This window comes from Borreliella bissettiae DN127 (assembly GCF_000222305.1).
GTDB classification, from domain to species: Bacteria; Spirochaetota; Spirochaetia; order Borreliales; family Borreliaceae; genus Borreliella; species Borreliella carolinensis.
Genome location: NC_015919.1, coordinates 1 through 23,354, shown reverse-complemented (window position 1 = coordinate 23,354; position 23,354 = coordinate 1). Strand labels below are relative to the sequence as shown.

At 28.1% G+C, this 23,354-nt stretch carries 26 protein-coding genes; 7 read left to right on the top strand and 19 right to left on the bottom strand.

The features are described 5' to 3' along the window. The first annotated feature begins 42 nt into the window (after positions 1-42). Positions 43-1,629: a peptide ABC transporter substrate-binding protein gene (locus BBIDN127_RS06820; RefSeq protein WP_014023216.1), complete on the top strand. Its 1,587-nt coding sequence runs from the start codon at positions 43-45 to the stop codon at positions 1,627-1,629. A 64-nt stretch (positions 1,630-1,693) separates the two neighbouring features. Here BBIDN127_RS06820 and BBIDN127_RS06815 read toward each other — a convergent pair whose 3' ends face one another. The 3 genes from BBIDN127_RS06815 to BBIDN127_RS06800 all read right to left on the bottom strand — a co-directional run bounded on the left by BBIDN127_RS06815 (position 1,694) and on the right by BBIDN127_RS06800 (position 5,132). After that, positions 1,694-2,233: a hypothetical protein gene (locus BBIDN127_RS06815; RefSeq protein WP_044055046.1), complete on the bottom strand. Its 540-nt coding sequence runs from the start codon at positions 2,231-2,233 to the stop codon at positions 1,694-1,696. A 949-nt stretch (positions 2,234-3,182) separates the two neighbouring features. Next, the gene (locus BBIDN127_RS06805; RefSeq protein WP_014023212.1) at positions 3,183-4,535 is read right to left on the bottom strand and encodes a PBSX family phage terminase large subunit; all 1,353 of its coding nucleotides are present in this window, start codon (positions 4,533-4,535) and stop codon (positions 3,183-3,185) included. Between the two features lie 3 nt (positions 4,536-4,538). Beyond that, positions 4,539-5,132, bottom strand: coding sequence for a hypothetical protein (locus tag BBIDN127_RS06800; protein ID WP_014023211.1), 594 nt, complete (start codon positions 5,130-5,132; stop codon positions 4,539-4,541). A gap of 183 nt (positions 5,133-5,315) precedes the next feature. On the opposite strand from BBIDN127_RS06800, the gene BBIDN127_RS06795 reads away from it, so the two are divergent. The 3 genes from BBIDN127_RS06795 to dbpA all read left to right on the top strand — a co-directional run bounded on the left by BBIDN127_RS06795 (position 5,316) and on the right by dbpA (position 7,287). Beyond that, complete coding sequence (locus tag BBIDN127_RS06795; RefSeq protein ID WP_014023210.1) at positions 5,316-5,516, top strand: hypothetical protein; 201 nt, start codon at positions 5,316-5,318, stop codon at positions 5,514-5,516. Between the two features lie 497 nt (positions 5,517-6,013). After that, positions 6,014-6,574, top strand: coding sequence for a decorin-binding protein DbpB (gene dbpB, locus BBIDN127_RS06790; protein WP_014023208.1), 561 nt, complete (start codon positions 6,014-6,016; stop codon positions 6,572-6,574). Positions 6,575-6,690: 116 nt separating this feature from the next. Next, entirely contained in the window at positions 6,691-7,287 is a 597-nt protein-coding gene (gene dbpA / locus BBIDN127_RS06785; RefSeq protein ID WP_014023207.1) for a decorin-binding protein DbpA, read from the top strand. A gap of 201 nt (positions 7,288-7,488) precedes the next feature. On the opposite strand, the gene BBIDN127_RS06780 is transcribed toward dbpA, so the two are convergent. From BBIDN127_RS06780 to BBIDN127_RS06715, 14 genes are all read right to left on the bottom strand, one after another. Further along, positions 7,489-7,920 carry a DUF261 domain-containing protein gene (locus BBIDN127_RS06780; RefSeq protein ID WP_014023206.1) on the bottom strand — a complete coding sequence of 144 codons (432 nt, stop codon included), beginning with the start codon at positions 7,918-7,920 and terminating at the stop codon, positions 7,489-7,491. 487 nt (positions 7,921-8,407) lie between these two features. Beyond that, the gene (locus BBIDN127_RS06775; protein ID WP_014023204.1) at positions 8,408-8,953 is read right to left on the bottom strand and encodes a chromosome replication/partitioning protein; all 546 of its coding nucleotides are present in this window, start codon (positions 8,951-8,953) and stop codon (positions 8,408-8,410) included. A gap of 29 nt (positions 8,954-8,982) precedes the next feature. After that, positions 8,983-9,735 carry a ParA family protein gene (locus BBIDN127_RS06770; RefSeq protein WP_014023203.1) on the bottom strand — a complete coding sequence of 251 codons (753 nt, stop codon included), beginning with the start codon at positions 9,733-9,735 and terminating at the stop codon, positions 8,983-8,985. Next, positions 9,711-10,295 carry a DUF226 domain-containing protein gene (locus BBIDN127_RS06765; protein ID WP_014023202.1) on the bottom strand — a complete coding sequence of 195 codons (585 nt, stop codon included), beginning with the start codon at positions 10,293-10,295 and terminating at the stop codon, positions 9,711-9,713. Before BBIDN127_RS06765 ends, BBIDN127_RS06770 begins: the two co-directional genes overlap by 25 nt. Positions 10,296-10,350: 55 nt before the next feature. Beyond that, complete coding sequence (locus BBIDN127_RS06760; RefSeq protein WP_014023201.1) at positions 10,351-11,547, bottom strand: plasmid maintenance protein; 1,197 nt, start codon at positions 11,545-11,547, stop codon at positions 10,351-10,353. 576 nt (positions 11,548-12,123) lie between these two features. After that, complete coding sequence (ospB, locus tag BBIDN127_RS06755; protein ID WP_014023200.1) at positions 12,124-13,020, bottom strand: outer surface lipoprotein OspB; 897 nt, start codon at positions 13,018-13,020, stop codon at positions 12,124-12,126. A gap of 9 nt (positions 13,021-13,029) precedes the next feature. Further along, positions 13,030-13,851, bottom strand: coding sequence for an outer surface lipoprotein OspA (ospA, locus tag BBIDN127_RS06750; RefSeq protein WP_014023199.1), 822 nt, complete (start codon positions 13,849-13,851; stop codon positions 13,030-13,032). 235 nt (positions 13,852-14,086) lie between these two features. Then, a complete protein-coding gene (locus BBIDN127_RS06745; protein ID WP_014023198.1) occupies positions 14,087-14,452 on the bottom strand; it encodes a BBA14 family lipoprotein in 366 nt (121 codons plus the stop codon). 1 nt (position 14,453) lies between these two features. Further along, entirely contained in the window at positions 14,454-14,867 is a 414-nt protein-coding gene (locus tag BBIDN127_RS06740; protein ID WP_014023197.1) for a BlyB family putative holin accessory protein, read from the bottom strand. Continuing rightward, positions 14,864-15,043, bottom strand: coding sequence for a BlyA family holin (locus BBIDN127_RS06735; protein WP_014023196.1), 180 nt, complete (start codon positions 15,041-15,043; stop codon positions 14,864-14,866). Before BBIDN127_RS06735 ends, BBIDN127_RS06740 begins: the two co-directional genes overlap by 4 nt. 22 nt (positions 15,044-15,065) lie before the next feature. Beyond that, positions 15,066-16,100: a DUF685 domain-containing protein gene (locus BBIDN127_RS06730; RefSeq protein ID WP_014023195.1), complete on the bottom strand. Its 1,035-nt coding sequence runs from the start codon at positions 16,098-16,100 to the stop codon at positions 15,066-15,068. A gap of 79 nt (positions 16,101-16,179) precedes the next feature. After that, complete coding sequence (locus BBIDN127_RS06725; protein WP_014023194.1) at positions 16,180-16,806, bottom strand: DUF735 family protein; 627 nt, start codon at positions 16,804-16,806, stop codon at positions 16,180-16,182. Between the two features lie 2 nt (positions 16,807-16,808). Then, positions 16,809-17,681 carry a DUF276 domain-containing protein gene (locus tag BBIDN127_RS06720; protein ID WP_014023193.1) on the bottom strand — a complete coding sequence of 291 codons (873 nt, stop codon included), beginning with the start codon at positions 17,679-17,681 and terminating at the stop codon, positions 16,809-16,811. Continuing rightward, complete coding sequence (locus BBIDN127_RS06715) at positions 17,678-18,013, bottom strand: contractile injection system sheath initiator (RefSeq protein WP_014023192.1); 336 nt, start codon at positions 18,011-18,013, stop codon at positions 17,678-17,680. Before BBIDN127_RS06715 ends, BBIDN127_RS06720 begins: the two co-directional genes overlap by 4 nt. A 169-nt stretch (positions 18,014-18,182) precedes the next feature. On the opposite strand from BBIDN127_RS06715, the gene BBIDN127_RS06710 reads away from it, so the two are divergent. From BBIDN127_RS06710 to BBIDN127_RS06700, 3 genes are all read left to right on the top strand, one after another. After that, complete coding sequence (locus BBIDN127_RS06710; protein WP_014023191.1) at positions 18,183-18,656, top strand: BBA07 family lipoprotein; 474 nt, start codon at positions 18,183-18,185, stop codon at positions 18,654-18,656. Between the two features lie 399 nt (positions 18,657-19,055). Continuing rightward, positions 19,056-20,309, top strand: a complete 1,254-nt coding sequence (locus tag BBIDN127_RS06705; RefSeq protein WP_014023190.1) for a hypothetical protein — start codon at positions 19,056-19,058, stop codon at positions 20,307-20,309. A gap of 100 nt (positions 20,310-20,409) precedes the next feature. Beyond that, positions 20,410-21,261 carry a S2/P23 family protein gene (locus BBIDN127_RS06700; RefSeq protein WP_014023189.1) on the top strand — a complete coding sequence of 284 codons (852 nt, stop codon included), beginning with the start codon at positions 20,410-20,412 and terminating at the stop codon, positions 21,259-21,261. A gap of 75 nt (positions 21,262-21,336) precedes the next feature. On the opposite strand, the gene BBIDN127_RS06695 is transcribed toward BBIDN127_RS06700, so the two are convergent. Both BBIDN127_RS06695 and BBIDN127_RS06690 read right to left on the bottom strand, forming a co-directional pair. Continuing rightward, positions 21,337-21,846 carry a hypothetical protein gene (locus tag BBIDN127_RS06695; RefSeq protein ID WP_014023188.1) on the bottom strand — a complete coding sequence of 170 codons (510 nt, stop codon included), beginning with the start codon at positions 21,844-21,846 and terminating at the stop codon, positions 21,337-21,339. Between the two features lie 321 nt (positions 21,847-22,167). After that, entirely contained in the window at positions 22,168-22,653 is a 486-nt protein-coding gene (locus tag BBIDN127_RS06690; RefSeq protein ID WP_014023187.1) for a P13 family porin, read from the bottom strand. Between the last annotated feature and the right edge of the window lie 701 nt (positions 22,654-23,354).

Below are 23,354 nucleotides of genomic sequence, written 5' to 3'. Positions count from 1 at the left end.
CTATTAATTATTAAAAATACACAAAGGAGGTATACAAAGGATATGTTAATAAAAAAAAGGTTACTTTTAACACTAGGCATTGCTGCTGCAATATCGTGCACAATTTCTAAACAAAAAGATGATATTATCTTTGGCGTTGGAATTGGAAACAAACCAACATCACTTGATCCACACTTTTGCAGCGATAAAATCGGTAATTTAATTGTAAACGAACTATTTGTCGGGCTTTTAAGGGGGGACCCCAAAACGGGTGGTTACAGGCCAGGACTTGCAAAAAATTGGGACATTTCTTACGACAACACTTGCTACACATTCCACCTAAGAGACGACATTTATTGGAGTGACGGGGTTAAAATAACGGCAAGTACAATTAGAGATTCCTACATAATGGCCTTAGAAAATGAGATTGATGTGCCAAATGTTAGCATACTAATATCAAAGATAAAAAATGCAAAAGAATTTCATGAAACAAAATTAAATGTAGATGAAGTTGGAATAAAGGTGATTAATGATCAAACCTTAGAAATAACTCTCTCTCGCCCAACAACATATTTTCTTGACATGCTTACACACCCGATATTCATGCCCATTCCTACTCACGTTGTTAAAAAGTTTGGAAATAAATGGACAGACGCAGAAAACATGGTTACAAACGGACCCTTTAAGCTAAAAAGAAGCATTTTAAACGAAGAAATATCTCTTGAAAAGAATATAAAATTTTACGATGCTAAAAACGTTGCTATTAATGAGCTTATATTTGTTACTATAAACGACGCCCGCAGAATTTACAGCATGTACGAGCACAATGAAATAGATGCTATTTTTAACAGCATTCCCTTAACCCTTATTAATGAGCTTATCTTAAGAGAAGATTTTTATTCAGCTGACATTAATCAAATCGGATTTTTTTCATTAAATACGAATGCTAAACCTCTTAACAATCCAAAAGTAAGAGAAGCATTAGCTCTTGCGGTTGATAGAGAAACTCTAGTCTACAGGGTGCTTGATAACAACTTTAAAGCAACAAGGAAAATAAGTCCTAATATTAACAACTATAATTATGGGAAAAAGCTAAAGCCATACAACCCACGAAAAGCAGAAAAACTTTTAGCCGAAGCTGGATATCCGGATGGAAAAAATTTTCCAACGCTTACACTAAAATACAATAAAAATGACCTTGAAAAAGAAGTTGCCAATTTTATTCAAAGCCAATGGAAAAAAGTTTTAAATATTGATGTAGAAATTGAGAATGAGACATGGGCTAACCACATATCAAACATTTTAAAAGGTCAATATGAGATCTCAATAAGTTCCTGGCAAGGAGATTATTTAGATCCCATGGCATTTTTTAATATATTTGAAACTAAAAGCTCACATTTTGTATCTTACGGATATTCAAATCCTGAACTTGATGAGCTTATAATAAAATCTGATCTTGAAGTGGATGAAAAACTCAGATTAGAAATATTAAAAAAAATAGAAGAAATAATTATTGAAAATGATTATCCAATAATTCCATTATACAGTGTTGCGGGAAATTATCTTTTTAAAAATGATAAGTGGACGGGGTGGAATACAAACAATTCAGAAAGATTTGCCCTATCAGAAATAAAACCTTTAGAAGAATAAATGCGTTTTTATAAATAGAGTCAAAATTTTTGGGCTCTATTTATAAAAAACTTATTATAAAAACTTATTTTTGCATTAGCGCTAAAGAGCTCTCTTTTAAATACATCAAATCCTTTAAAACCTTATTAAAGTCAACGCTGTTACCAAGAATGCAACTACATATTTCTCTTAATTTTTCATCTATATCTGAATATTTTTGATTTAAGAGCCTCAATTCTGGCTGTGGATCAAAAGCGGCATAACTACCACCACTTAACATATTAAGCCTGCTTAAGCTGCTGCTACTTTTTTCCATTAGCCCGTGCTGTACTTTTAAAATCTCTAATATTTTGCTTAAAAGATTAATTTTCTGTTCGCTAGATTCGCTAAAAAAATTGCTAACTTTAATCTCACTATAATTAGATATCCGAGAGCTTATTTTATCAGTTAGGCTTTTAAATTTTCTTTGAATTTTTAAAATAGCATTTTCTCTCTCAGATAAAGAAAGCTTCAAAAAATTTAAATCATATTTATTAAAGTTATTTTGTTTCATATTAGAAAAATCATTTAAATAACAAGAACTTGCTATTACCGCAAATATATATACATAAATATATCTCTTCATGTATATTCTCCTAATCTAAATTTAGGAGGAATTTTAATTTATCTCAAAAGTACAAAATTACTTTAAATAACCAAGAAACATACATCTTTTGCATAAATTCGCCATTCAATTTAAATATATTGCTTAACATTAAAATTACTTTAAAATTTTTAATAAGTTTAACAAGCTTAATACACTTAATACGTTTAATTCCTTCTGGTTAATTTAAGCTTTTTTGTTTCTACGATATCGCTCTCTGGCTCTTAATTTAAGTTTTTCTCTGTTTTTTTGATAATACTCTCTGTTATAATCTGAGGCTTTCCGCTTATTTTTGGACAATACCCTTTTATTATTTAATTTCTTAAAAGAACTACAACCTAAAAAACACATTAAAAAAAAAATTACACAGGCAATTCTCATATTTCCCTCTCCTTGAAATACATTTAAATAGACAAATTGTAAAAATGCCTTTAAACAGGCAAATTAGGCAATTTTAGTGAATTTTTCTAAAAATTTACTAAAATTGCATCGAATTCAATCACGTCTATTCAAAATTGATGTAAAAAATAACTTTCTTTCTAAAAACAACTTGCTTGAAATATCTTCAATTCTAAGGTTCTTGAGAGAAAAATAAAAAAATTCTGACATTCATTAAACTATCCCTTCTTTGATAAAAAAATAATAAAAATTAAATTATAAATCATATCAACAATATTCCCCAAAAAAATAACCTTGAAAAATTCTTTTTCAAAACTTTTAAAAGATTAAATATTAGCTTTTTATTTTTTATAAAAAATTATATTTTTAAATAAAAAATTTTAAATGATTTAAAAATTTATTTAATATTGCTTTGCCCTAGGTTTAAGACAAATAGAAATTTTTTAACAAAATTAGCAAAAAAAGACAAAAACTTTTTAAATAATTCTTAATAAGAAAAAACTTAAACTAATATCTAAAAATATAGATCAAATTATAAATATTTAAACTTGCCGAAATGAAATAATTTTTCTTTATGATTTAGCGTTAAAAGAAGATAAGCATTTGCAAGAGAATCAAGTGCATCATCTTTTGTTTTGCCGTCTCCTTTGTAGCTGTAAATATCAGATACTACATTTTTATTTATTATTTTTAAAAATTCTATTTTGTGGCTTTCAAACAAAGGAATAAGCGCACAGATTCTTTTGAATTTATTGCTTGCAGGCTTTATTGGCGCAACTTTAAAATAGTTAATACTTTTGTTTCTTAAAAAAAGAATTGTTTTGGTTAAAATCCCATCTCCTTTGGTGCTATCTCTCTCTTCAATGTAAACAGTATTTACATTGAAATTTTCTATTAAAACTTGAATAGAAGAAAGCATTAAACTATCACTTACTGGTTTTTGATCTTGATAAATATACGCATAAAACTTCTCAAAAGTGCGCTCCAAAACACAAACAGCTGTATTGTCTCCACCTACTGAGAATGCAGGATCAATGTACATTATTGGGCTTTTAAATTCATAATCTTGATTGAAAATCATTTCATTAAATAGCGTAGATTCATTTAAAATCCACTCCCCGTAAAGCACGCGTGCCTTATAAGCGGGGAAACGTTTGTAAAGTTTCTCCTGGGTTTGAATAAAATCCGCTGAATTTAAGGGGTTGTCGTACGTTGTAAAATTATATGTCTTAAAAACATCTGTATTTTCAATATAGTCTGTTTTGAAATAGTGTGCTGGATGATCCGGATTTGTATCAAAAATAATTATTTCTTTGCCCTTTCTAAGCCTTTTGACCACTTCAAGTAAAGTTTCTCTGTGAATTACTGTTGCTTCATTTACATAAATTATTGCACTATTGCCCCCACGAATCTTAGAAAAAGCATCTCTGTTTTTGCCCCCGTAAATATTAAGCTTAAGGCCTGCTATTTTGCAAAAAGACTGTCCACTTTTCTTTTTCTGATATTCAATTCCTAGCAAGCTGCAAATTTTTTCTATTTGTTTTATGGTATTTGTCATCAACAAACCAATAGAATTGCCTATAATAAAATTATTGGTATCTTGTTCATAAAAAGATTTGTTTTCAATTAGCTTTTTAACAAGCAAATATGAGGCTAAAAAAGTCTTGCCACTTGCAATTCCACCACTAAATATTACTTTTGAATAATTATTACTTTCTATGTCAAAAAGAACTTCCTTTTGCTTAGCAGTTAAGTATTTGTTTTCAAAATCCTTAAAACAAATGTTAGTTGGTTTTGGCTTAATATAATCCAAAATATTAATATTAAACTTATTTTTAAACTTTTTCTCAAGATTTAGAAATGCCGGAAATCTTAAAAATTTCAAATTTTACTCCAATTTTAAATTCTTACTACTTAAAACAGATTTAAGCTTAACAAGGGCGTCAAAATCCTCTCTCATACAAATAGTAATAAGCTTTTTTTCAATCTCTTCTCTTTCTTTAATCTTACAAGAAAGCTCTCTCTCAAGGTTTTCTTGTTCTTTAAGGTCTCTTTTTTTATTGCCGCTAATCTCGCTTTGAAGTTTGCTAATTTTTAAGTCCAAGATTAATGCATCCTTTTTTATTGCTGCTAGGCTGAGATTTTTATATTTGTTGTGGGAATCAATAAAAGAACGAGCCATCTCGTAAAATAACTTTTCAGTTTCGTTTTTGGCATTTTCAAGCTCACAGGCCTTTTTTGTAGCAAGTAGTATTAAATTGTTGAAATTATCCTCGTTAAAAGGCTCTTTAGCAATGCTTTCTCCCGCTTGATTGCTAAAAATAGAGTTCTTTTTGCAAACATAATCATCAGATTTAAAATATTTGTTTCGGGCTTTTGCTACAAAAGATTCACTAACGCCTAAAATTTGAGCAATGTCTAAATCTTTTAAACCTTTTTTAAATAAAAAAATATATTCTTCTTTTCTATTTTTAAATATCATTGTTTTATTTTAATTAAGTTCTTTTAAAAACTCAAGAAAAATTATTGTTTTTTATTATGAATAATTTAATTAACGAGATATATTTTTAAATAGAATAAAATTAATAAAAATAAATGGTAAAAGAAAAAAGAAATGTTTAAAATAAAATATATTTTGTTGCCGGCGGTAATGTTATCGTGTAATATGGACGGTGGAACATTTGCTGGGGAGCAAAAACTAAAAATCAGAAAAATCGTTGCTAACAAACAAAATAAAAGATTAAAACGCTCAATAGAAACTGCTGGGAACAATACAGCCACTGAAAGTTTGCTGGGCATAATAATTAAAGGAAAAAATAAAATAGTCTCTGGGGCTGACAAAACAGAACAATTTTTAAGGGGTTAAAAGGCATTTTCAAGCCTTATGGGTCTGCTAGCCACACTCCTCTCTTAATTAAAACAGTGTCAAAATAGTCAAAATACTCAAAAGAGAAGCCAATAAATTGCGGGAGCATGGCTTCTCTTTTATTTTTAGACCTAAATTTTTAGATCTTTGTTTTAATTTAAAAAATAATACAAAATAACTAATTTGTATTATTTATGTCAAACTGGAAATAAATATCAAAATTATAAACCCGCTTAAAAGGCCAGCTTATAACTCCAAACAATGTTACTGCTATATTTGCATAAAACAAATTCATGTCTCCCTAACAAAAATAAAATTAAAACTGACAAGGCTTGAAAATAACGGCTTGAAAATAAAAGTTTTGCAACTTAGTACAAATGCAAAAATGGCATTGACTTTTTACATCAAATCTATTACCAATTTATTTTATTTTATTTTTAATAAACTGGGCTAAAATTTAGATTTATTTAAATAAACTTAATATCAAAGGAGGTTAAATGAAACAATTAAATTTAATAGCTATAGCTTTGTTTTTTACTCTATTGGTTGCATGTAACGTTGGACTAATAGAAAAAACAAAGCTAGCGCTTGAATCATCTTCTAGGGATTTAAAAAATAAAATCCTAAAAATAAAAAAAGAAGCCACTGACAAGGGAGTGCGTTTTGCAGCTTTTACAAAAAGTAAAACTGGCTCTAAAGTGACAAATGGTGGGCTTGCATTAAGAGAAGCAAAAATACAGGCCATTGACGAAACAGGAAAGTTTCTCAAGATAATAGAAGAAGAAGCTTTAAAAATTAAAGAAACTGGTAAAAGTAGTCAATTCTTGGCTATGTCTGACTTTATGCTTGACGTTGTAGAATCGCTAGAAGAGGTTGGAATAACAGGCGTAAAATCCCGTGTTTTAGAGGGCACTAAAAATACCCCTATAAACACAGCCGAAAGATTGCTTGAAGTTAAAGTTCAAATAGAAAATCAACTAGAAGTAATTAAGGCAAAACAAAATCTTGAAAATGAGGAGAAAAAAATAATACCAGCAAAAACAAAAAATAAATATTAAAAATATTGTCATTAGAATGGACTAAAAATTTTATTTTTAGCTCGTCCTAATATTTACAATTTAATAATATTAATATTGATTTGCTGCTTTTATTAAAATTTTAAAAAGGATAAACTATGAATAAATGTCAAAAAACTTTCAAAATCTTTAATTTTAAAAATTTACTAAAACTAACTTTACTTGCTAGCCTGTTTATATCATTATCATGTGGTTTAACAGGAGAAACAAAAGTTATATTAGAACGAAGCGCCAAAGCTATTACAGATGAAATAGATAAAATTAGAAAAGAAGCTGTTAATAAAAATGTAAATTTTGCTGCCTTTAAAGACGGCCAAACAGGTACTAAGGTATCAGAAGAGCCATTTATACTTGAAGCAAAAATGCGGGCTACTGAAGTGGCAGAAAAATTTGTAACAGCACTTGAGGGGGAAGCTACCAAACTTAAAGAGACTGGAAGTAGTGGTGAATTCTCAGCAATGTACAACATGATGTTTGAGGTCTCAGGACCATTACAAGAATTGGGGGTACAAGAAATGACAAAGACAGTTACAGATGCGGCTGCAAAATACCCTACAACTACAGCTGAAGGAATACTTGAAATTGCTAAAATAATGAAAACAAAATTACAAAGGGTTCATAAGAAAAACTACTGTGCCCTAGAAAAGAAAAAGAATAAGAATAGTAGTGCTGTTGAAGAGTGCAACAAAACCTAATAACCACCATTTTTATAATCGGTTTAAAACAACAACCCAACCAAATCCAGTCGGTTGGGTTTTATCTTATAATTTAAATACTGGTTTGAAATGCAAATCAACAAATATTAAACTTTTCACCCGACAATCAAGACATAAAATAAGTTAAAGTTTAAACAACTCACCTAAAAGGCTTAGAATTTAAAAATACAATTAATCTTTTCAAACAAAATAATTAAATATTCTTTTTGATATTATTTGAAATTTCTTTCCTTTGGACTTTAAATCAAGGCTGTCGTAAAGCACCTTATTATTATCCATTACAAGAAAATGCATAAACACTTGATCTTTCAGCTTAACCTGTGTTATTTCAAACTCTCTACCAGATTTGGGCAAATAAAGCGGACTTTCATATCTAACCTTAGAAAATATTTTATAACATCTGAGAATTTCACATGGATTTAAAATATAACAATCATTTCTAATGTAGCCTAATTTTAAAAACCGCTGATAATTTAAATTAACGTCTTTTGACGTAAAATCAAAACCTGTTAAAACAAATATCCAATAGTGCAAAGATAAAAAATAACATCCGGACTTTTGAATGTCTTTAAACAATTCTGCATTACTTTGTAATATTTTCTCAATAAACATTTTTAAATATACAATTTTTAAATATAATTTTTAAATAAATAAAAATTTATGACAAATTTTTATTTAAACCTTAGAATCCAAAAGCTTAATAAGAAAACATTAGGGTTTTAAGAATCTTTAATATATTAGAACCAAGCCACTCAAACGCATTGTGTTTAATGGCAAAAGTTTTAATTAAAAATTTGCAGTATTCTTTCCTTTTGATCTTATTAAGCCTTTTCATCTTAACCCCTAATATAAGTTTTTTACTAATAATATAGTATAAAAAAAATTATGTTTTGTAAATACTTTTCTAAATTTTTCTAAAATTAATATTAAAAAATAAAAACTTTAATTTAAAAGTTAAAGGGTTTATTGGACTTTCTTTTAAAAGAATCCCCAATAAACCCTTTAAGGTAACAGGTCCTTATATTAAGAGCGACACATTGCGTGTCAGTCTGTACCTATAAAGTATACACTAACTTTTCAAGTTTTGCAAATAAATATTTTATTTTCGTTTATTTCTTAAAGTTTCAAATTCTTTTATTATTTTTGATAAAAAATCTTCTTCTTCAAAAAAAATTTTTTCCAAAAGAAAGCTTGTAAGCTTTGCATTTTTTTTATAAAAAGAATAAGCTTCTTCCTTTTTAAGCTGAAATCTTAGTGGTTTTATTGGGTTTTGGTTGGATTTTTTTAAACTTGGACTTTCTTTTGTTTTAAGAAGGCAAATTGTATCGTTGATTCCGTTTTTAACTACATATTTTTCTTCAATTAAACCTTCTTCTATTGCTGTTGCAATTTTAAGATATTTATATGTTTGAGTTCTGGCAAGTCTATAATCTTTTGCAAAATCATCAAAACTAGAATAGTTATCAAGTTTATAATATTCTTTGTCTTTAATTTCCTTTAAAACCTTCATTGCTTCTAATTTGCAATAAATTTCTTTTTGAAAATTAATGTTTAATTTTTCTTTAAGCTTATTATAATGAATAAGCGCCTGTTCTTCTTCTCTAACGCTCTCAGATAAATTTCTTTTATTTATCTTTATTTCCACCTGTCTCCTCCTTTACAATCTGAGTACACTTAGTGTACGTAACTTGATTTATTTAAAAACGCCGTGAGCGTATTTTGGTACTCTATTATGTAATCCTTCGTCAAATCAAATCTGTCATTTTTTGCTATTCTTTTATTTAAATCTTCTCTCTCAGATATTGAGCCCAAAAAATTACTATTTTTCTCTAAAACTCTTAAAAGTTCTCTGTGTGTGTTGTTTTTTTTAAATTTAGTATTTATTAAATACATCGGTAAAGTCAATAATAGCTTGTTCATGAAAAAAGTAAACAAATCTAAACTTTCAACGGCCCATTTCTCTGCTGTTATTGGTATTATTATGTAATTACTACACACAAGAGCATTTGTTAAGGTAAAATCTAAGCTGGGATTTGTATCAAGTATTATATAATCGTAATGATTGCTTATTAACTTTAGCTGTTCTTTTAATTTAAATTCTTTATATGGAATGGATTCTGAATTAAATTTATGTAGTGTTAAATAGCTTGGAATTAAATCCAAATTTTCGTTGATTGCTATTAGTGCATTGTCTATATGCAAATTTGATATTAATACCTCATATATATTTTTATTTATTAGATCGACATTATTGTCTTTAATTTTATTGAAAAAATAGCTTGTTGTTGAAGCCTGAGTGTCAATGTCTATTAAAAGAACCTTACATTTGATTGAAAGCAATGTGGCAAAAATTAAACTTGTTGTGCTCTTGCCAACACCACCTTTTATGCTTGCAACTGTTATTACTTTTGTCTCTTTTTTATCCATTCAGGAATAATTCCCCCTTTTGCCAATTTTTTGCTATAAAAAGTGTAGAGTTCGGTTTCTAGTTCTAAAATGATATTTAAAAGTGTGTTGTAATAGGGGCTGTCGACCCTATCTTTTTTAAGTAAAATATGAAGCCCGTTTAAATAACAAAAAACAGAACCTTTTTTAAACTTAAATTCAATGTATTCACATTTTCTAAGAGTGTATGTTTCCTTCTTGTTGAAATTCTTTACAATAAATGCCTTATCAAGCTTTCTTATTCCGTAATAAATTCCCATAAATTCATCATCTTCTCTTATAGAGAATAAATGAAACATACTTATGTCTTCTATGTTGAAGATTCCCCTTAAAGAAATGAAAAATTTCGTAGGTTCATTTTTGCTTATTCCAAATGTATAAAAGTCATTAAAGATTTTAGTATGGTATATCTTTCTACCTTTAACCTCCTCAATCTTAGAAAAAACATTGGCCTTTTTTCCCTTTTGGGACTTTGGTTTGTTGTCTGTGTTTAATTTTAATTCTTTTTGTTTTTGCTTTAATCGTTCAAGTAAAGCCGTCATTTTTTTCCTTTTTCCTTAATAGTAAAGCCAAACTGTACATTTTCTTTCTAACTTGCTAGCTCACTATTTCAATTAAATTATTATAGTAGGAATTGTCAAATACCTTGCTATATTTAAGATCAGGCTCATTCTCAATGAATTTTTTTAAAATAGGGATTAACCTATCTTCATCTACTTTGTGCCTTAACTGTTCTAATAATATACTAAAAATGTTGTTTTTTATACTTTTTAACTTTAGCATTTTGTCTTGAATTTTGGGAACTTCTGTTTTTGCTCTTTTGACTAAATTATCTAAATCTGGATATTTTTTGTATTCTATTATGAAATGTGGTTTTATTTTATAAATTTCGTATGTTTTGCTAAAAAACTTCTCGAGATCTTCTTTTTTATATTGTTCATTTTCTAATTCTTTTATTTTGTTTTCAATTACTTTTTTTAAAATTTCTTTTTTGTTTTTAGATTTTTTATCTGTTTCTTTTATTTTGTTTACTATTCTTTTATATCCGCTGTTTTTGAAAAATTTGCATAGATATCCTGGGTTGTTTACATTTTCTTTTATTACACTTGATATGTGCTTTTCAATGTTTCTAGGATCTATTTCTTTAAGGTCATTTTCAATGTGTTTTAGATTTCTTAAGTGATGGATTTTAATTATGTTTGTTGTCTTTAAATCCAATATTAGAGATGGAATTTTTGTTTTGAAGTTACATTTACTTAAATATTTTTTTATTGTTTTGTTATTTGTTGTTTTTTTGGAATTTTTGTGTATATTTCTATATTCTTTATATTTATATATATTATTAGTATTATTAATACACTCCCATTTAACACTACTATTTATTTGATAAAATTTTTTTATTCTTTGTGTAAATTCGTTAATTTTATTGATTACTTTTTCTTTAAAGTATGCGTTAATTATCAAATAGCATTTTTCTTTTTTGTATTTAAGCTTATAATAAGTTTCACTTCCAGAATTTTTCCCCAAATGTTTACAGTAGTTTAGTGTGACTTTAAATTTTTTCTCTAGTATGTATAAATAGTTTTGTAGTGTTTTGAGTTTTATGGGGTTTTGTTTATTTCTTTCAAGGTTTTTGTTTAGGAAATAAAGTATGTTTTTTTGTGTGTATTTTTTAAAGTTTAAGTTGATAAAGTTAAGAGTAGAGATTAATACAATCAAATTATGTTGGAAGTTCATTGTAGTTTTCTTTGCCTTTTTTGTAGTGCTTGGTGCTTTTTGTTTTAATGTTTTCAATTTTATACTCCTAATATAAGTAGTTTCTTTAATTATAACTTAATTAATAGTACAGTTTCTTAAAAAAGTAAAGTATTTTTATATAAAAAATATAAAAAAAAGTATATTTAATGCATATTTGTTAAATATACTTTACAAAAGTAAGTTTTTATAATAAAATATTATCAGTAATAAACTTATATTAGGAGTAAATTATTTTTACGCGTTAATTTTTATTTAAAATAGTGAGCTGATTAGCGATGGGTTTAATTTTATTAAGAATTGAAATTATTTTATTTATTTATCCTTCATTCAAGAGTTGGGCTTGAGTGAAGGAATTAGCCCTGTTAATTTGCTTAAATTTTAGCCATGCATTCAGTTTATTGGCGCTTTTTATTTTGATATTAAATATTTAGAGACTTAAAGCTTTAAGTAGTTTGACTTGTTATTGTTATGTTTTCTCTTTTTAAAAAGAGAAAAAGTCTCCTAAGAGACTTTTTCCAGAAGTAACAAATTGAAAAATATATAAATTCAATTTTTAGGTTGTAATAAACCCTTCCTACATGCTTTTGCCTTGTAGGGGGGTTTACTTATATATTATTTTAAAGCACCTTTAAGTTCTGCAAGGTCTTTAATTTCAGCTGGTTTACCTTCAAGGGCAGTTCCTGCTGAGTCATATTTTTGCACTGTAATTGTACCGTCTGTTAAGAATACTAGATCCTTAGTTTTTTTGCTGTCAGCACTAATTGTTAAGGTGCTAGTAGTTTCTTGCCAGGTAGCTGTTTTTTTAGTAGAACCAGATGCAGTATCATTCAAATAAACTTTTACTTTTCCATCTTTTTCAATTTCTCTTGTAAGAGTAACAGTGCCTTCTAGTAGTTTCAATGTTGTTTTTCCACCTACAAGATTTCCTTCAAGCTTAATGCCATTTTTTAGAGTTTCTACCGCTTTTGTGGCATTATCAGCATCTGTCATTTGTGAGTATTCAAGTGTAGTTTCGTTTGATCTTGTTAATTTTTTTGAGTCTAATTTATTAGCTTTGAGAGTTTCTTCTGTTATTGACCCATGTTTTACAGTAACTTTGCTTGAAATTTTTTTGCCAGAACTGTCAAATGTTTCTACAGTTATTGTGTTTAGATCGTCAGAAACTGTTAATTTTACTTTACTCTTGTCAGCTTTTACGCCCTCAAGGCTTCCAGAACCATTGTTTTTATCGGAAGTTCCTTTAAGCTCAACCTGATCAATTATTGTTCTTAAATCGTATTTGCCGGAGCTATTTTTTTCTTTGCTTAAGAAAATTTCATTGCCACTGAACAAAGACACTGTGTCTTCTGCCACTGTAGGAAGGGTTTGTTTAGCGTCTTTTGGCGCCTTGCTTGAGTCAATAAGTTCTTGATCATTGTACTTTTGAGGAGTATTTTTTGGCTCAGCACCTTTTTGTGCACATCCTATTAAAGCTAACGCTAAAGCAAATCCTGTTAAATATAGTCTCATAAATTCTCCTTATTTTAAAGCGTTTTTAAGTTCATCAAGTGTTTTAATTTCGACTGCTGTGCCTTCCAAGTTGGTGCCTGCTGAGTCGTATTTTTGTACTGTAATTGTGTCTTGTTTTGTAAATACAAGGTTTTTAGTTTTTTTGCTGTTTACGCTAATTGTTAAAGTTGAAGTTCCCGCATCCCATTTTCCAGTTTTTTTAGTAGCTTGAGCACTGTCAGTGTCATTAAGCTCAGCTGTTACTTCTCCGGATTTTGAAATGTGCTTACTTAAAGTAACAGTTCCTTCTTTAACCACCAATGTTGCTTTTTCAGCAGTTAGAGTTCCTTCAAGAGCATAGTCTTTTAAAGTTTCTTTAGCTTTTCCGGATCCATCGCTTTTAACTTCTGTGTATTCAAGTCTGGTTCCGTTTGCTCTTACTATTGTTTTTTCAGCTAATTCGCCTTTGTCATTGAACTTTTCTTCTGTTGATGACTTGTCTTTAGAAGTTGTTTTTTTTGACACCAATGTTTTGCCATCTTCTTTTAGAACTTCAAGTGTAGTTGTGCTGAGATCCTCAGAAACTGTTAATTTTACTTTGCTTTTGTCAGCTTTTACGCCTTCAAGTATCCCAGATCCATTGTTTTTATCAGATGTTCCTTTAAGCTCAAGCTTGTCTACTGTTGCCATTAGACTGTACTTACCGTCTTTGTCTTTTTCTTTGCTTACAAGAACTTTCATTTCACCAGGCAAATCTACTGAAACGCTGTTTTTCTCGTCAAGGCCGCTAACATTTTGCTTACATGCTATTAAAGCTAATATTAGACCTATTCCCAATAAATATTTTTTCATAATATATTCTCCTTTTATATTAATATAACTTAATACAAGTATAATTATAGTATAAGATTAATAAATAACAAATAGAAAATTGAAAAAAAATAAAATGATAATAACTTAAATTAAGTTTAGTTTTAATTGAGTTTGGTTTTAATTGAGTTTGGTTTTAATGTAGGCTTTTATTTTTTTAAAAAAGTCCCGCAACCGGGACTTTCAGGAAAAAGAAAAAGTAAATGTCTTTAAGGTATTAAGGTATATTTTTTGAGTATTTCTTGTAAATCTGCATTGCAATTGGTTTTATTTTGTCAATATGATTTTTTAAAGTAGCAATGTTTGTTTTGATTGATTTTAGAGTTTGGGCTTTTTCTAATTTGCTTGTGTCAAAAAGCGTAAACTCAGGATAATTGTTATTATTTACTTTTTGTTTAGTTTTCACAAGAAATGTTTGTAAGTACATAATATAGCTTGAAAGATGCGCTTCATATAAGCTTAAGGCCTTTAATGTTGACTCTTTTGGGGATGATGGCTCTTCTGGAAGGCTTGCTATTGTAGAGCACGAAAAGATTATAAAAATATTTAATAAAAACAAAAAAGGAAAATTTTTAATTTGCAATTTAATCTCCTTTATCTTCTTTTAAGTTTTGGGTTTTGTTGCTAGTATTTCTTAGATTTTCTGAGAACGCTTTTATTTCTTCTTGGAGCGCTTGGGTTTTGATTGTCATTAGCTCGTTTCTCTCTTCTCTTAAATGTTCAATAATACTTAAATCTCTCTCATCATTAATGCTTGATATAAGTTGAGTAATTTTATTATTAACATTTTCAATTTCATTTAATATTTTTAATGATTCTTCCTTTTCAAGGGTTGTGATTTTGTCTTTATAGATGCTCATTATTAGGTTGTAAAGATTAAGCCCCAAATATATTCCCTTTTCCACTTTGACTTCTGTTGGAGAATCGCTACTTTTTAGAAAATCATATAAATTATTTAAAGCCTCAATGCCAGAGTTGATATTCATTTTGCTGTTCATTTTTTCCCCTTTTTATTTATATTCTTTAAAAGTTTTTTGATAAGAAAATTTAAATTTTCTCTAAACGGTGGTTTTATTGCGAAAATCATTGGCAATATTGCAAGCACAATAAATCCTCCTAATATAATTAGTTTTGTATTGTCAATTGTTGACAAAAAAATAAGTATTGTATCCATAAATATCTCCTTTTATTTATTTTTATACTTTGTTTAAAATTGGCATTTCTTCTCCCGTGCTTAGTTTGCCCGATCCAACGTAGTACCAGCCATTGTAAATTGGCGTTTTAAGTGTGGGCATGTTTTGAGAAGAAAATGAAGCTATTAGAATTTTTGCAGAGCTTTTTTCAAATTGAAGGTAAAATTGTTTATTGTCATCTTCTGTTGAGCTTGAATGTCTGATTTCTGCATCTATTTGTAAGTAAATATAACTATCTTTGTATGATTCGTTTATTACAATTGATGTGCTGCTTCTGTTTTTAAGCACAACGGTTGTAGCTTTGTTCTTGTATTGGAATTCTAATATTGTAGCATCGTCAACTATTGTGTGTAGTCCCCCAAAGTCGCGTGGTTTGCCTTGCCACCAAATAGGAATGTCTACAATTTGTGGAATTTTGTTTTGATAACAGCTTACAAGCTGTTCATTTTTTGTATCAAGAGTTTGTTTGGGGATTGATTTAAAAGAGTTTCTAAATTTGTCTGTAAAATCTTTTATTTGCACGTAATTTGTTAGGTCGCTTTTGAGCCTGTTTATTTCGTCTTTTTCTACAAGAATTTCTTTTAAACTTTCAATAAAGATTTCAAATTGAATAAGTTCAATGTCTTTTGTGTCTGAGTTGTAAATTGAAATTTTGTTTGAAGATGGTTTTGTGTTTGTGTGTTTTAAGCTTTCAATAAACGTAGATTTAACTTTTCTAAAAACAGTATCAAAATCTATGTTTTCAAGTGGTGTGCTTAGCTCTAAAAGCTTTGAGATTACTTTAATATAAATATTTTTTATATGTTCTTTGTTTTCTAAAAGTTCCTTGCTAATTACATCTTTTATTGCTTTTTTAAAGCCCCCAAATTCGTTGTTATAAAATGTATCGTTTTGTATTTGTTCTAGGAGGTGTTTATATGTGATTGCACAAGTATCTTCTACTATGTCATCAATAGGGATAAGATCGCTTTGATTAACTTTTGTTTTTCTGTTTAAGTCTTTTATTTGTACGCTTTCTTGTGGTTCGTTGGTATTCATAAATTCTCCTTTTAAATTTCTTAGGTTTTAAATTTCTGCAATTTTTTAATTACTATTTACACGCTATTTAAGCAGTAGATCAAAAAAAATGATCTGCTGTGCTAAAGTTTTTTGTTCTTGTGCTTTTTATTTCTATTTGTTTTTTGTCTATTATTTTAACTATCCTTCCTATAGGAATTAATATTTTAATAAATTCATATACTGAGTTTTTGTAATCTTTGGGCATGTAGTTAGAAGTTAGAGTTTTTTTAAATCCCGTGTGTTTTGCGGTTATTTTTTTTAGCTTGTTTTGATTTTTTGCTGCAATATTAAATTCAATAGGGGATTTAATGTTTCCAAGCAATTTTATTATTATTTCGCCCGGAGCGTTTTCGTTTGAGCTGACTTCTACATTTGCGTGTAAAAAAGCTTTAAAGAGTACAATAAAGCTCTCGTCAGTGCCAATAGACTTTATTGCAAAAATAATGGCATCTAAAAAGTTAACAAGATTTTTATCTAGCTCTTTTTTAAAGTGAAATGCATTAAATATTGAAAGCATTAGCAGCGCAATGTATTTGGAGTTAATGCTCTTTTTAACGTTAATTGTGTTGAAGTTTACAAGCAGTTCTTTTAGTTCTCTTAATATCTCTTTTTTATAATCAAGTTCATTGCAAATGAATTTTTCAATTTGGGTATTTTCTAAAAATTTTGGTATTTCTTTGTTCATTTTTATTCTCTGTTAATAAGTAATCTTTTATTTGTATCAAAAATAATAATTTCATCCTCTTTGGTGTTTTCGTCTTTATTAAATGTGAAATCACTATCACTAAGTTGTGTGATTTTTGTTGTCTTATCATTTTTAATGCAAACTCCGATTTTAAGCTCTTTTATTCCCCGGATAATGCTAACTGGCGCAAGAAAGTCTTGATATCTAAGAGATGTCCCCATTTCAATGTATTTGTTGGTTAATATTTTGTTGTAAATGTCTCTAATTTGAGCATCGATATCTTTGTAGATTGCGTCTTTTGCTTCTGTTTTGTAGACCGCTTTAAGATATGCATATTTCTTCTTGCCTAAGCTGAATTTGTATGTTTTTTTTTGGTTGTGTTTGTTTAAAAACTCAATCTCAATGTCACCTTTAAAAACTGTTCCGCTTGGTGCTGTATAGTAGATTGCTTGCCAAATATTTTCTTTAGTTTCAATTTTAATTTGCTTTTTTTCTTGGTCTTTAAAGCAATCTTCTTGTAGTATTAAGTAAAGATTTATTGTTCCAGGCCCACTTAAAATGTTTATGTGTTTAACCCCTTCAACATTTAGCAGAGCTTTTCTTATTGCTTCATAAGTTGAGCTTTTGGGTGTGCTCAAATCTTCTTTGAGTGCATTAAAATAGCTTCCATTTTCTTTAATTTTGGAAAAAAGCTCTTTTAAGACTTCTGATATTTGTTTGTCAATGCTTGAGCTTGGAAAGTTTATTATGTCGTAAATTGAATTGTCTTTAATGTTTATGCCGTATTTGGTTCTAAGCATATGTTTTTTTTCGTTTTGAATTTCTTCTATTGTTTTTTCCAATATTCCTAAGTTTTTGTCAAAAATTATACTCATATTTTAAAATCCATTTTTAAAGTGTCTTTTCCTAAAAAGAAAAAATTTATTGTTATTGTTTTGTTTTTAATGCTTGTTTTTACGTTAATAAGGTCTATTTTGAGTTCTTTTGAAAGGTTTAAAAAAAAATTTTTAATAGATTCTAATTTGTTAGCTTTGCAAAGTTTAAAGTAAAAGCTGTAGTCAAGCCCATAATTTGGATTTCCCTTTAAACTGCCTTTTGGTGTCTTAAGATAAAAAAATAAACGCTGTTTTTGTTCTTCAATGTTTTCTATTAACTTAAGATCGTTATTAAATACTATATTAAATTTTTCATCGATTTTAATTTCCATTTTTAACTACCAAAGTCATTCTAGCATATTTTATTTGATATTTCTATAAACTTTTACAAAATGTTTATTATTTTAAATGTTGAGATATATTATAATTTATATTTTTTTTAAAAAAGTTTATTTAATTTTTGAATTTAAATATTTGCGTAATCGCAGTGTGGGAGACTGTATGAAAAATATTTTATTATTTGTTATTTTATTGTTCTTTTCTTGTAAAGAATTTAATTATTCTGATCTTAGGAGAAGATCCTCAAAGCTTTTAAATACTTCTGATAGCGCAGCAAATAAAGAGCTTAAAATGTCTTTTGTAGACTCTTTAAATGATGACCAAAAAGAAGCTTTGTTTTTTCTTGAGCAGGTGGTTCTTGATAGTAGGCCAGATAAGTTTAATCAAATTTTTAATTTAAATGAAGAGAAAATAAAAGAAATGCTTGCTACTGTTGTTAAGTGTTTGCAGGCCAAAAGAAGGGCCAAAATGAACCTTGAAAGCTCAAATGATCCAAATGTTGCTAATGCTAAGCAGCAGTTGTTACAGGTTGAAAAAACCTACATAGATAATGTGCGACAATCTTTTATGACTACTAAAAACATTGAAGAGGCGTGCAATCTTGTTAAAAACTACGATGCATCCGCTTCGTTTTAGCTTTTTTATTTTAATCAACTCTTAGATTAACTCTTGCTGTAAGAGTTAATCTTTCTGTTTATGTTTGTTTTGTTGCAGATATGTCTAGATTGAAAATTTAAATTTCTATGATTTGGGTTGATATTAATGATTTTAATTTATCTGTATAATTTATAAATTATTAAATAATCTAGATTATTAATACTTATTTGCTTTAAAAGGCAGAATTGGATTAATTTAGGCTTAAAGCTTTATTTAAGTTGTTTTAAATAGGTTTTTTATTTTAAAAAACAAATTCTTAAAACAACATCAAGCCTAATTCTTTTTATAATAAGAAATAATGTAATTTATACATTTAGTGTATGTAAAGTGAGCTATATTTTTATTTAAACCAATAATTAAATAGAGGAAATTTAATTTATGAATAAAATAGGAATTGCAGTTATTATTAGCTTTCTGGTTTTTGTTAATTGTAAGGGCAAATCTTTAGAAGAAGATTTAAAAAGTACTACTTATAGAAATAATCAAAATTTAATAAGCAATGAAAAAAAGTCTTTAGATTCTGGGAACAATGGGCTTAAAAATTCTAGTTTAAGCAGTTTGAAAAACAAAAAGAATGATCAAGTATTAAGCAAATCTAAAGGCTTTAAAAAGGATTTGCAAACTTTAAGAAATTCTGAAAATTTAATGCCTAAACCCCCGGAGCAGTTGAGCAATGATTTTGGCGGTTTAGATAATTCGGAGTCTTTGCAAAAAACTTCTTCAAAGCACAATATTGGCAAATCAAGATATGGTAAAGCTTTGCTGAAAAATGCTCATGATGAGATTTGGATTCCCCATTTAAATTCGGAAGAGGTCAAAAATTTTGAGTTTTTCAAGAAATCTTTGCAAAATGATGAGAATAGATATGCTCTTGGTGGGTGGCTTTTAAACAATGATGAAGTGCTGGCAAAATATAGATACAGCGAAAAAGATGTTAATCAGTTTTTGATTGATATAGGGAAAAAGCGTTGGGAAGATTTGTCTTCTAAAATGAGCACCTTGGTGCGATTGATTGAAAATTATTCTGATAAGAGTGATAGAGAAGATGAAATGTCTCTTTTAGATATGAATTTGTGTCAGCAGTTTTATCTAACCAAGATTAATGCCGGTGGTTCGGGCGCAGACATTCTTGTTGCTCTTGAAAAAACAATCGATCAACAAATTGGCAGTGTTAGCAAAGAACTTCTTGAATTAAAAAATTTTTCTCTTACTACAAAGTCAGAGCTTGATTGGCATTTAAATTGGAAACGCAATTTAACAGACGAAGAAGAAGAAATTTTGCAATGTTGCAGGGTTTTGCTAGACGGAGAATTAGATTTTGAAAATGTTGACGATTTGTTTAAAAAGCTTGGAAAGGAATATTCTAGATTGATATTAAGAAAGCTAGAAGAAATAACATTAAATTATGATGTTAATAGGTTTTTAAAAGAAATGGAAAAATCACGTAAATCTTTCAAACAAGCACTGGGCTCTGTTGGTAATAAAAACAAAAGAGTCTTGATTTTTAAAGTTAGAAACTCTCTTTTAGAAATTTTTAAACTTTATTACAACAATATTGGCAAGAATAAAAAACTTTATGATTATATAAATCGAATGTTAAACAGCTTGATAAAAGAGATTAGCCGGCGTTAAATTTTTAATTTTGATTTTTTTGTTAATTGATCTACATTTTCTTCTAATACTATAATTTAAAAACTTTAAATATTAGATAAAAATTTAAAGGGGGAGCGTTTTGAAAAGAGTCATTATATCTGTTGTAGTTTTAATTCTAGGGTGTAATTTAGATGATAATTCAAAAATGGAGAGAAAGGGTAGTAGTAGGCTTATTGGAGAAAATGGAGGAGGGAATAGGCTGGATCAAGAAAAAAGAGCTTTCGGATCGATGAATTTTGGGCTTTTTTCTGGAGATTCTGATGTAGTTTATAATTTGCAAAATTATGATACTTTAAAAGCTCTTGAGAATAAAAATAAATTTATTGATTACTCTAAAATAGAGTTTTTAGAAGGAGTAAAATCAATAAATTTTTTTCTTTTGCCGGTTCGTATTCGTTGGATAAAAATTAAAGCTAGAGATTTGTTTGGGGAGCACGGAGATTTTATTAAAGAACTTAGTGGCATTAAGTATTCTTACCTTGTTTCTCCTGTTGATGGGGGATATCTTTCTTATGCCATGCCTTTAATAATTTTTGAAACTACTAGAGAGAGTGATCCGCTTTATTCTATTTCTGGATTTAAGTTAATAAGCAGGGGAAGTGATATAAATTTTAATGAAAATAAAGGCGGATTTTTTGGGGGACTTCCAATGTCTGAAAAATCAGTTGAATCTGGGCTTGTAACTGCATATCCTTTTGGTTCTAGCAATGCCAAAAAAGTGGTTGAGGCTTTTGTTTCTCTTTATAATAATGGAACTTGGAGCGATATGATTGCCGAGATTAGCATTAAGTCCAAGCAACATCCAAAAAATGAAAAAGTTTACAGAATCTCACTTGATTCTCAGCTTTTTAATGTTACTATGAAAAAAATAATTGAAAAATATCCTAAGATAAAAAGTGCAAGTTTTGCATTTAATTCTTTGATTAACTAAAAAGTTGGTTTAAAAGCTAGTAGTTTTAAACTACTAGCTTTTAAAAATTAATTATAAATTTCAGCCTTGGTTTGGCTATATAGTATCTTTAAGGGTGTTAAGTATGGTTTTGGAATCTGCTTGATTAAAAATCCCATCAAATCCACTAGCAAGTATGCTTTTATAAGTATTTAACTCTTCAGAATCTTTTTCTTTCATATCTTTATTTTCTTTGATTTTTGCAAGCAGTTCTTTTATTTCATCTTCTTTGAGATCTGATAGAAATTTTTGTATAGACTCTTCTATTTTGTTTTCATCTCCACCAGTATTTTTAAAATGTAAGCCAATATTTGGGTCTACTAGTTTTTCTTTTAATAAGTTTGTTAAAAATGTTAGTGTTTCTTTTTCAGTGTTGTTTAAGTTTAATCTGCTTATTGATTTTTCCAAAGGTGTTGCTTTGCTAAATTCAATCCGATCTTCATCAACTAGATTTGAGCTAGATTGTGATTTTTCATCTACATCGTTGGCTGGCTCGGTATCATTACTTTTGTTTTTGCAATTAAGCATAAATGCCAATATTATAAATACAATAATTGTTTTTTTCAAAATAGTCTCCTTAAAAATTATTTTAATTATTAATTAGTAATTATAGCATTTTAATAATATGTTTAGAACATTTTATTTAATAATTGTTATTATTAGTTGTTAAAAATATTGTATTAATTTGGCATTAAAAATAATTTCTTAATTAGGTTGAATATTGCGGGATTAAGATTGCAAGAGCTTTTAGTATTTTAAAGGGGAGTAGGGGCATTTTAAGTGCAATTGATAAGCCAACAGAGAGAGCATTAACGGAAATACTTTCTTTGTTGGCAAATTTATTTTTAATTTTAAATTAAATCGTAAAAATTGTTGTCCAATATTCATTTAATAATTTTTTTTAAACGATAATTGGAATCCGTTTATTCCAAGGCCAAAATTGGGCTCAAACCCCGCAAGCTCAGCGCTGAGCCTTTTTTTAAGATTTTCGTTGTGTCTATTTGCAAATGTGAATGGAATAATAAGTGAAGCTGTGTAGGATGTTAAAACCATGCTTGCTCCTACCCCTATTAGTATGTATCCGGTTAATTGTGCTTCACGATGGTTAAGAATCATTCCAGTTCCCCAAAGTATTGCTCCTAATAAATTAAATCCAAGCACTGAGCCTCCACCAATATAATCTCCTTGGACAAATGATCCTATACCAAAAGGCAAAAATAAATTTAAAAGGAATGGCCCGATTGGATTTTTTTTCTCTTTATCATATTTATTAAAACTTTCAATGCCCTTTTCAATTCTGCTTTGTGTGTCTTTTGTGGCAAAGATTTGTATTGTCAGCCCAAAAATTAATATTAATATGAAAATTTTTTTCATGTTTTTATTATCTCCTAATAGTAAGCTTTGACAAGTAAAATATTAGCGCAATTTATAATAAATTAATATCAGCTTGTTTGTTTAGTAATAGATTTTTTAAAAATTTTTAAGCTTAAGAAGATAAATATAAAGTAAAAGAAGACTTTTAAAAAGCTCAATCTAGGTGTTAAAGGCAAGTTTTAAAAATGTAAACTATTAATTAAAAATTCTTTTGTGAGAATAATACTATCTACCAGTTATCCACGTTATTTGGGATTTTTTGACCAAGAAGGAAAGATAAAAGAGTGAATCTTCTAAGCTTAATAAAACTGAAAGAAAGGTAGTGTGATTTCAGGTTCAATGGGCTTTAGGTTGTTTTAAAATTTTGAGTTTTATTATATTTATTTCTTATTGTGAGCTTGGAGTATTGTTTTTATACTTTAATTTTCTAATTCGTTTTTATGTTTAAATTATTTTTTAATAAAAGTTTTTAATAGATATATTCGTATTAAAAAGCAAAATTGTATTAGTATTGATACGCACTGTCGTATTTTACATGTCAAGATTGCAAAATCAATATTTATTATTATTTTTTTTATTATAAAATTAATAATTTTAAAATTATTAAAGAATTTCTTGTTAAGATCCAGTATTAATATAAAGTAACATATGTATTAAAGTTATTTGAGATAATTTATTAGTATACTAATAAATTATCTTTA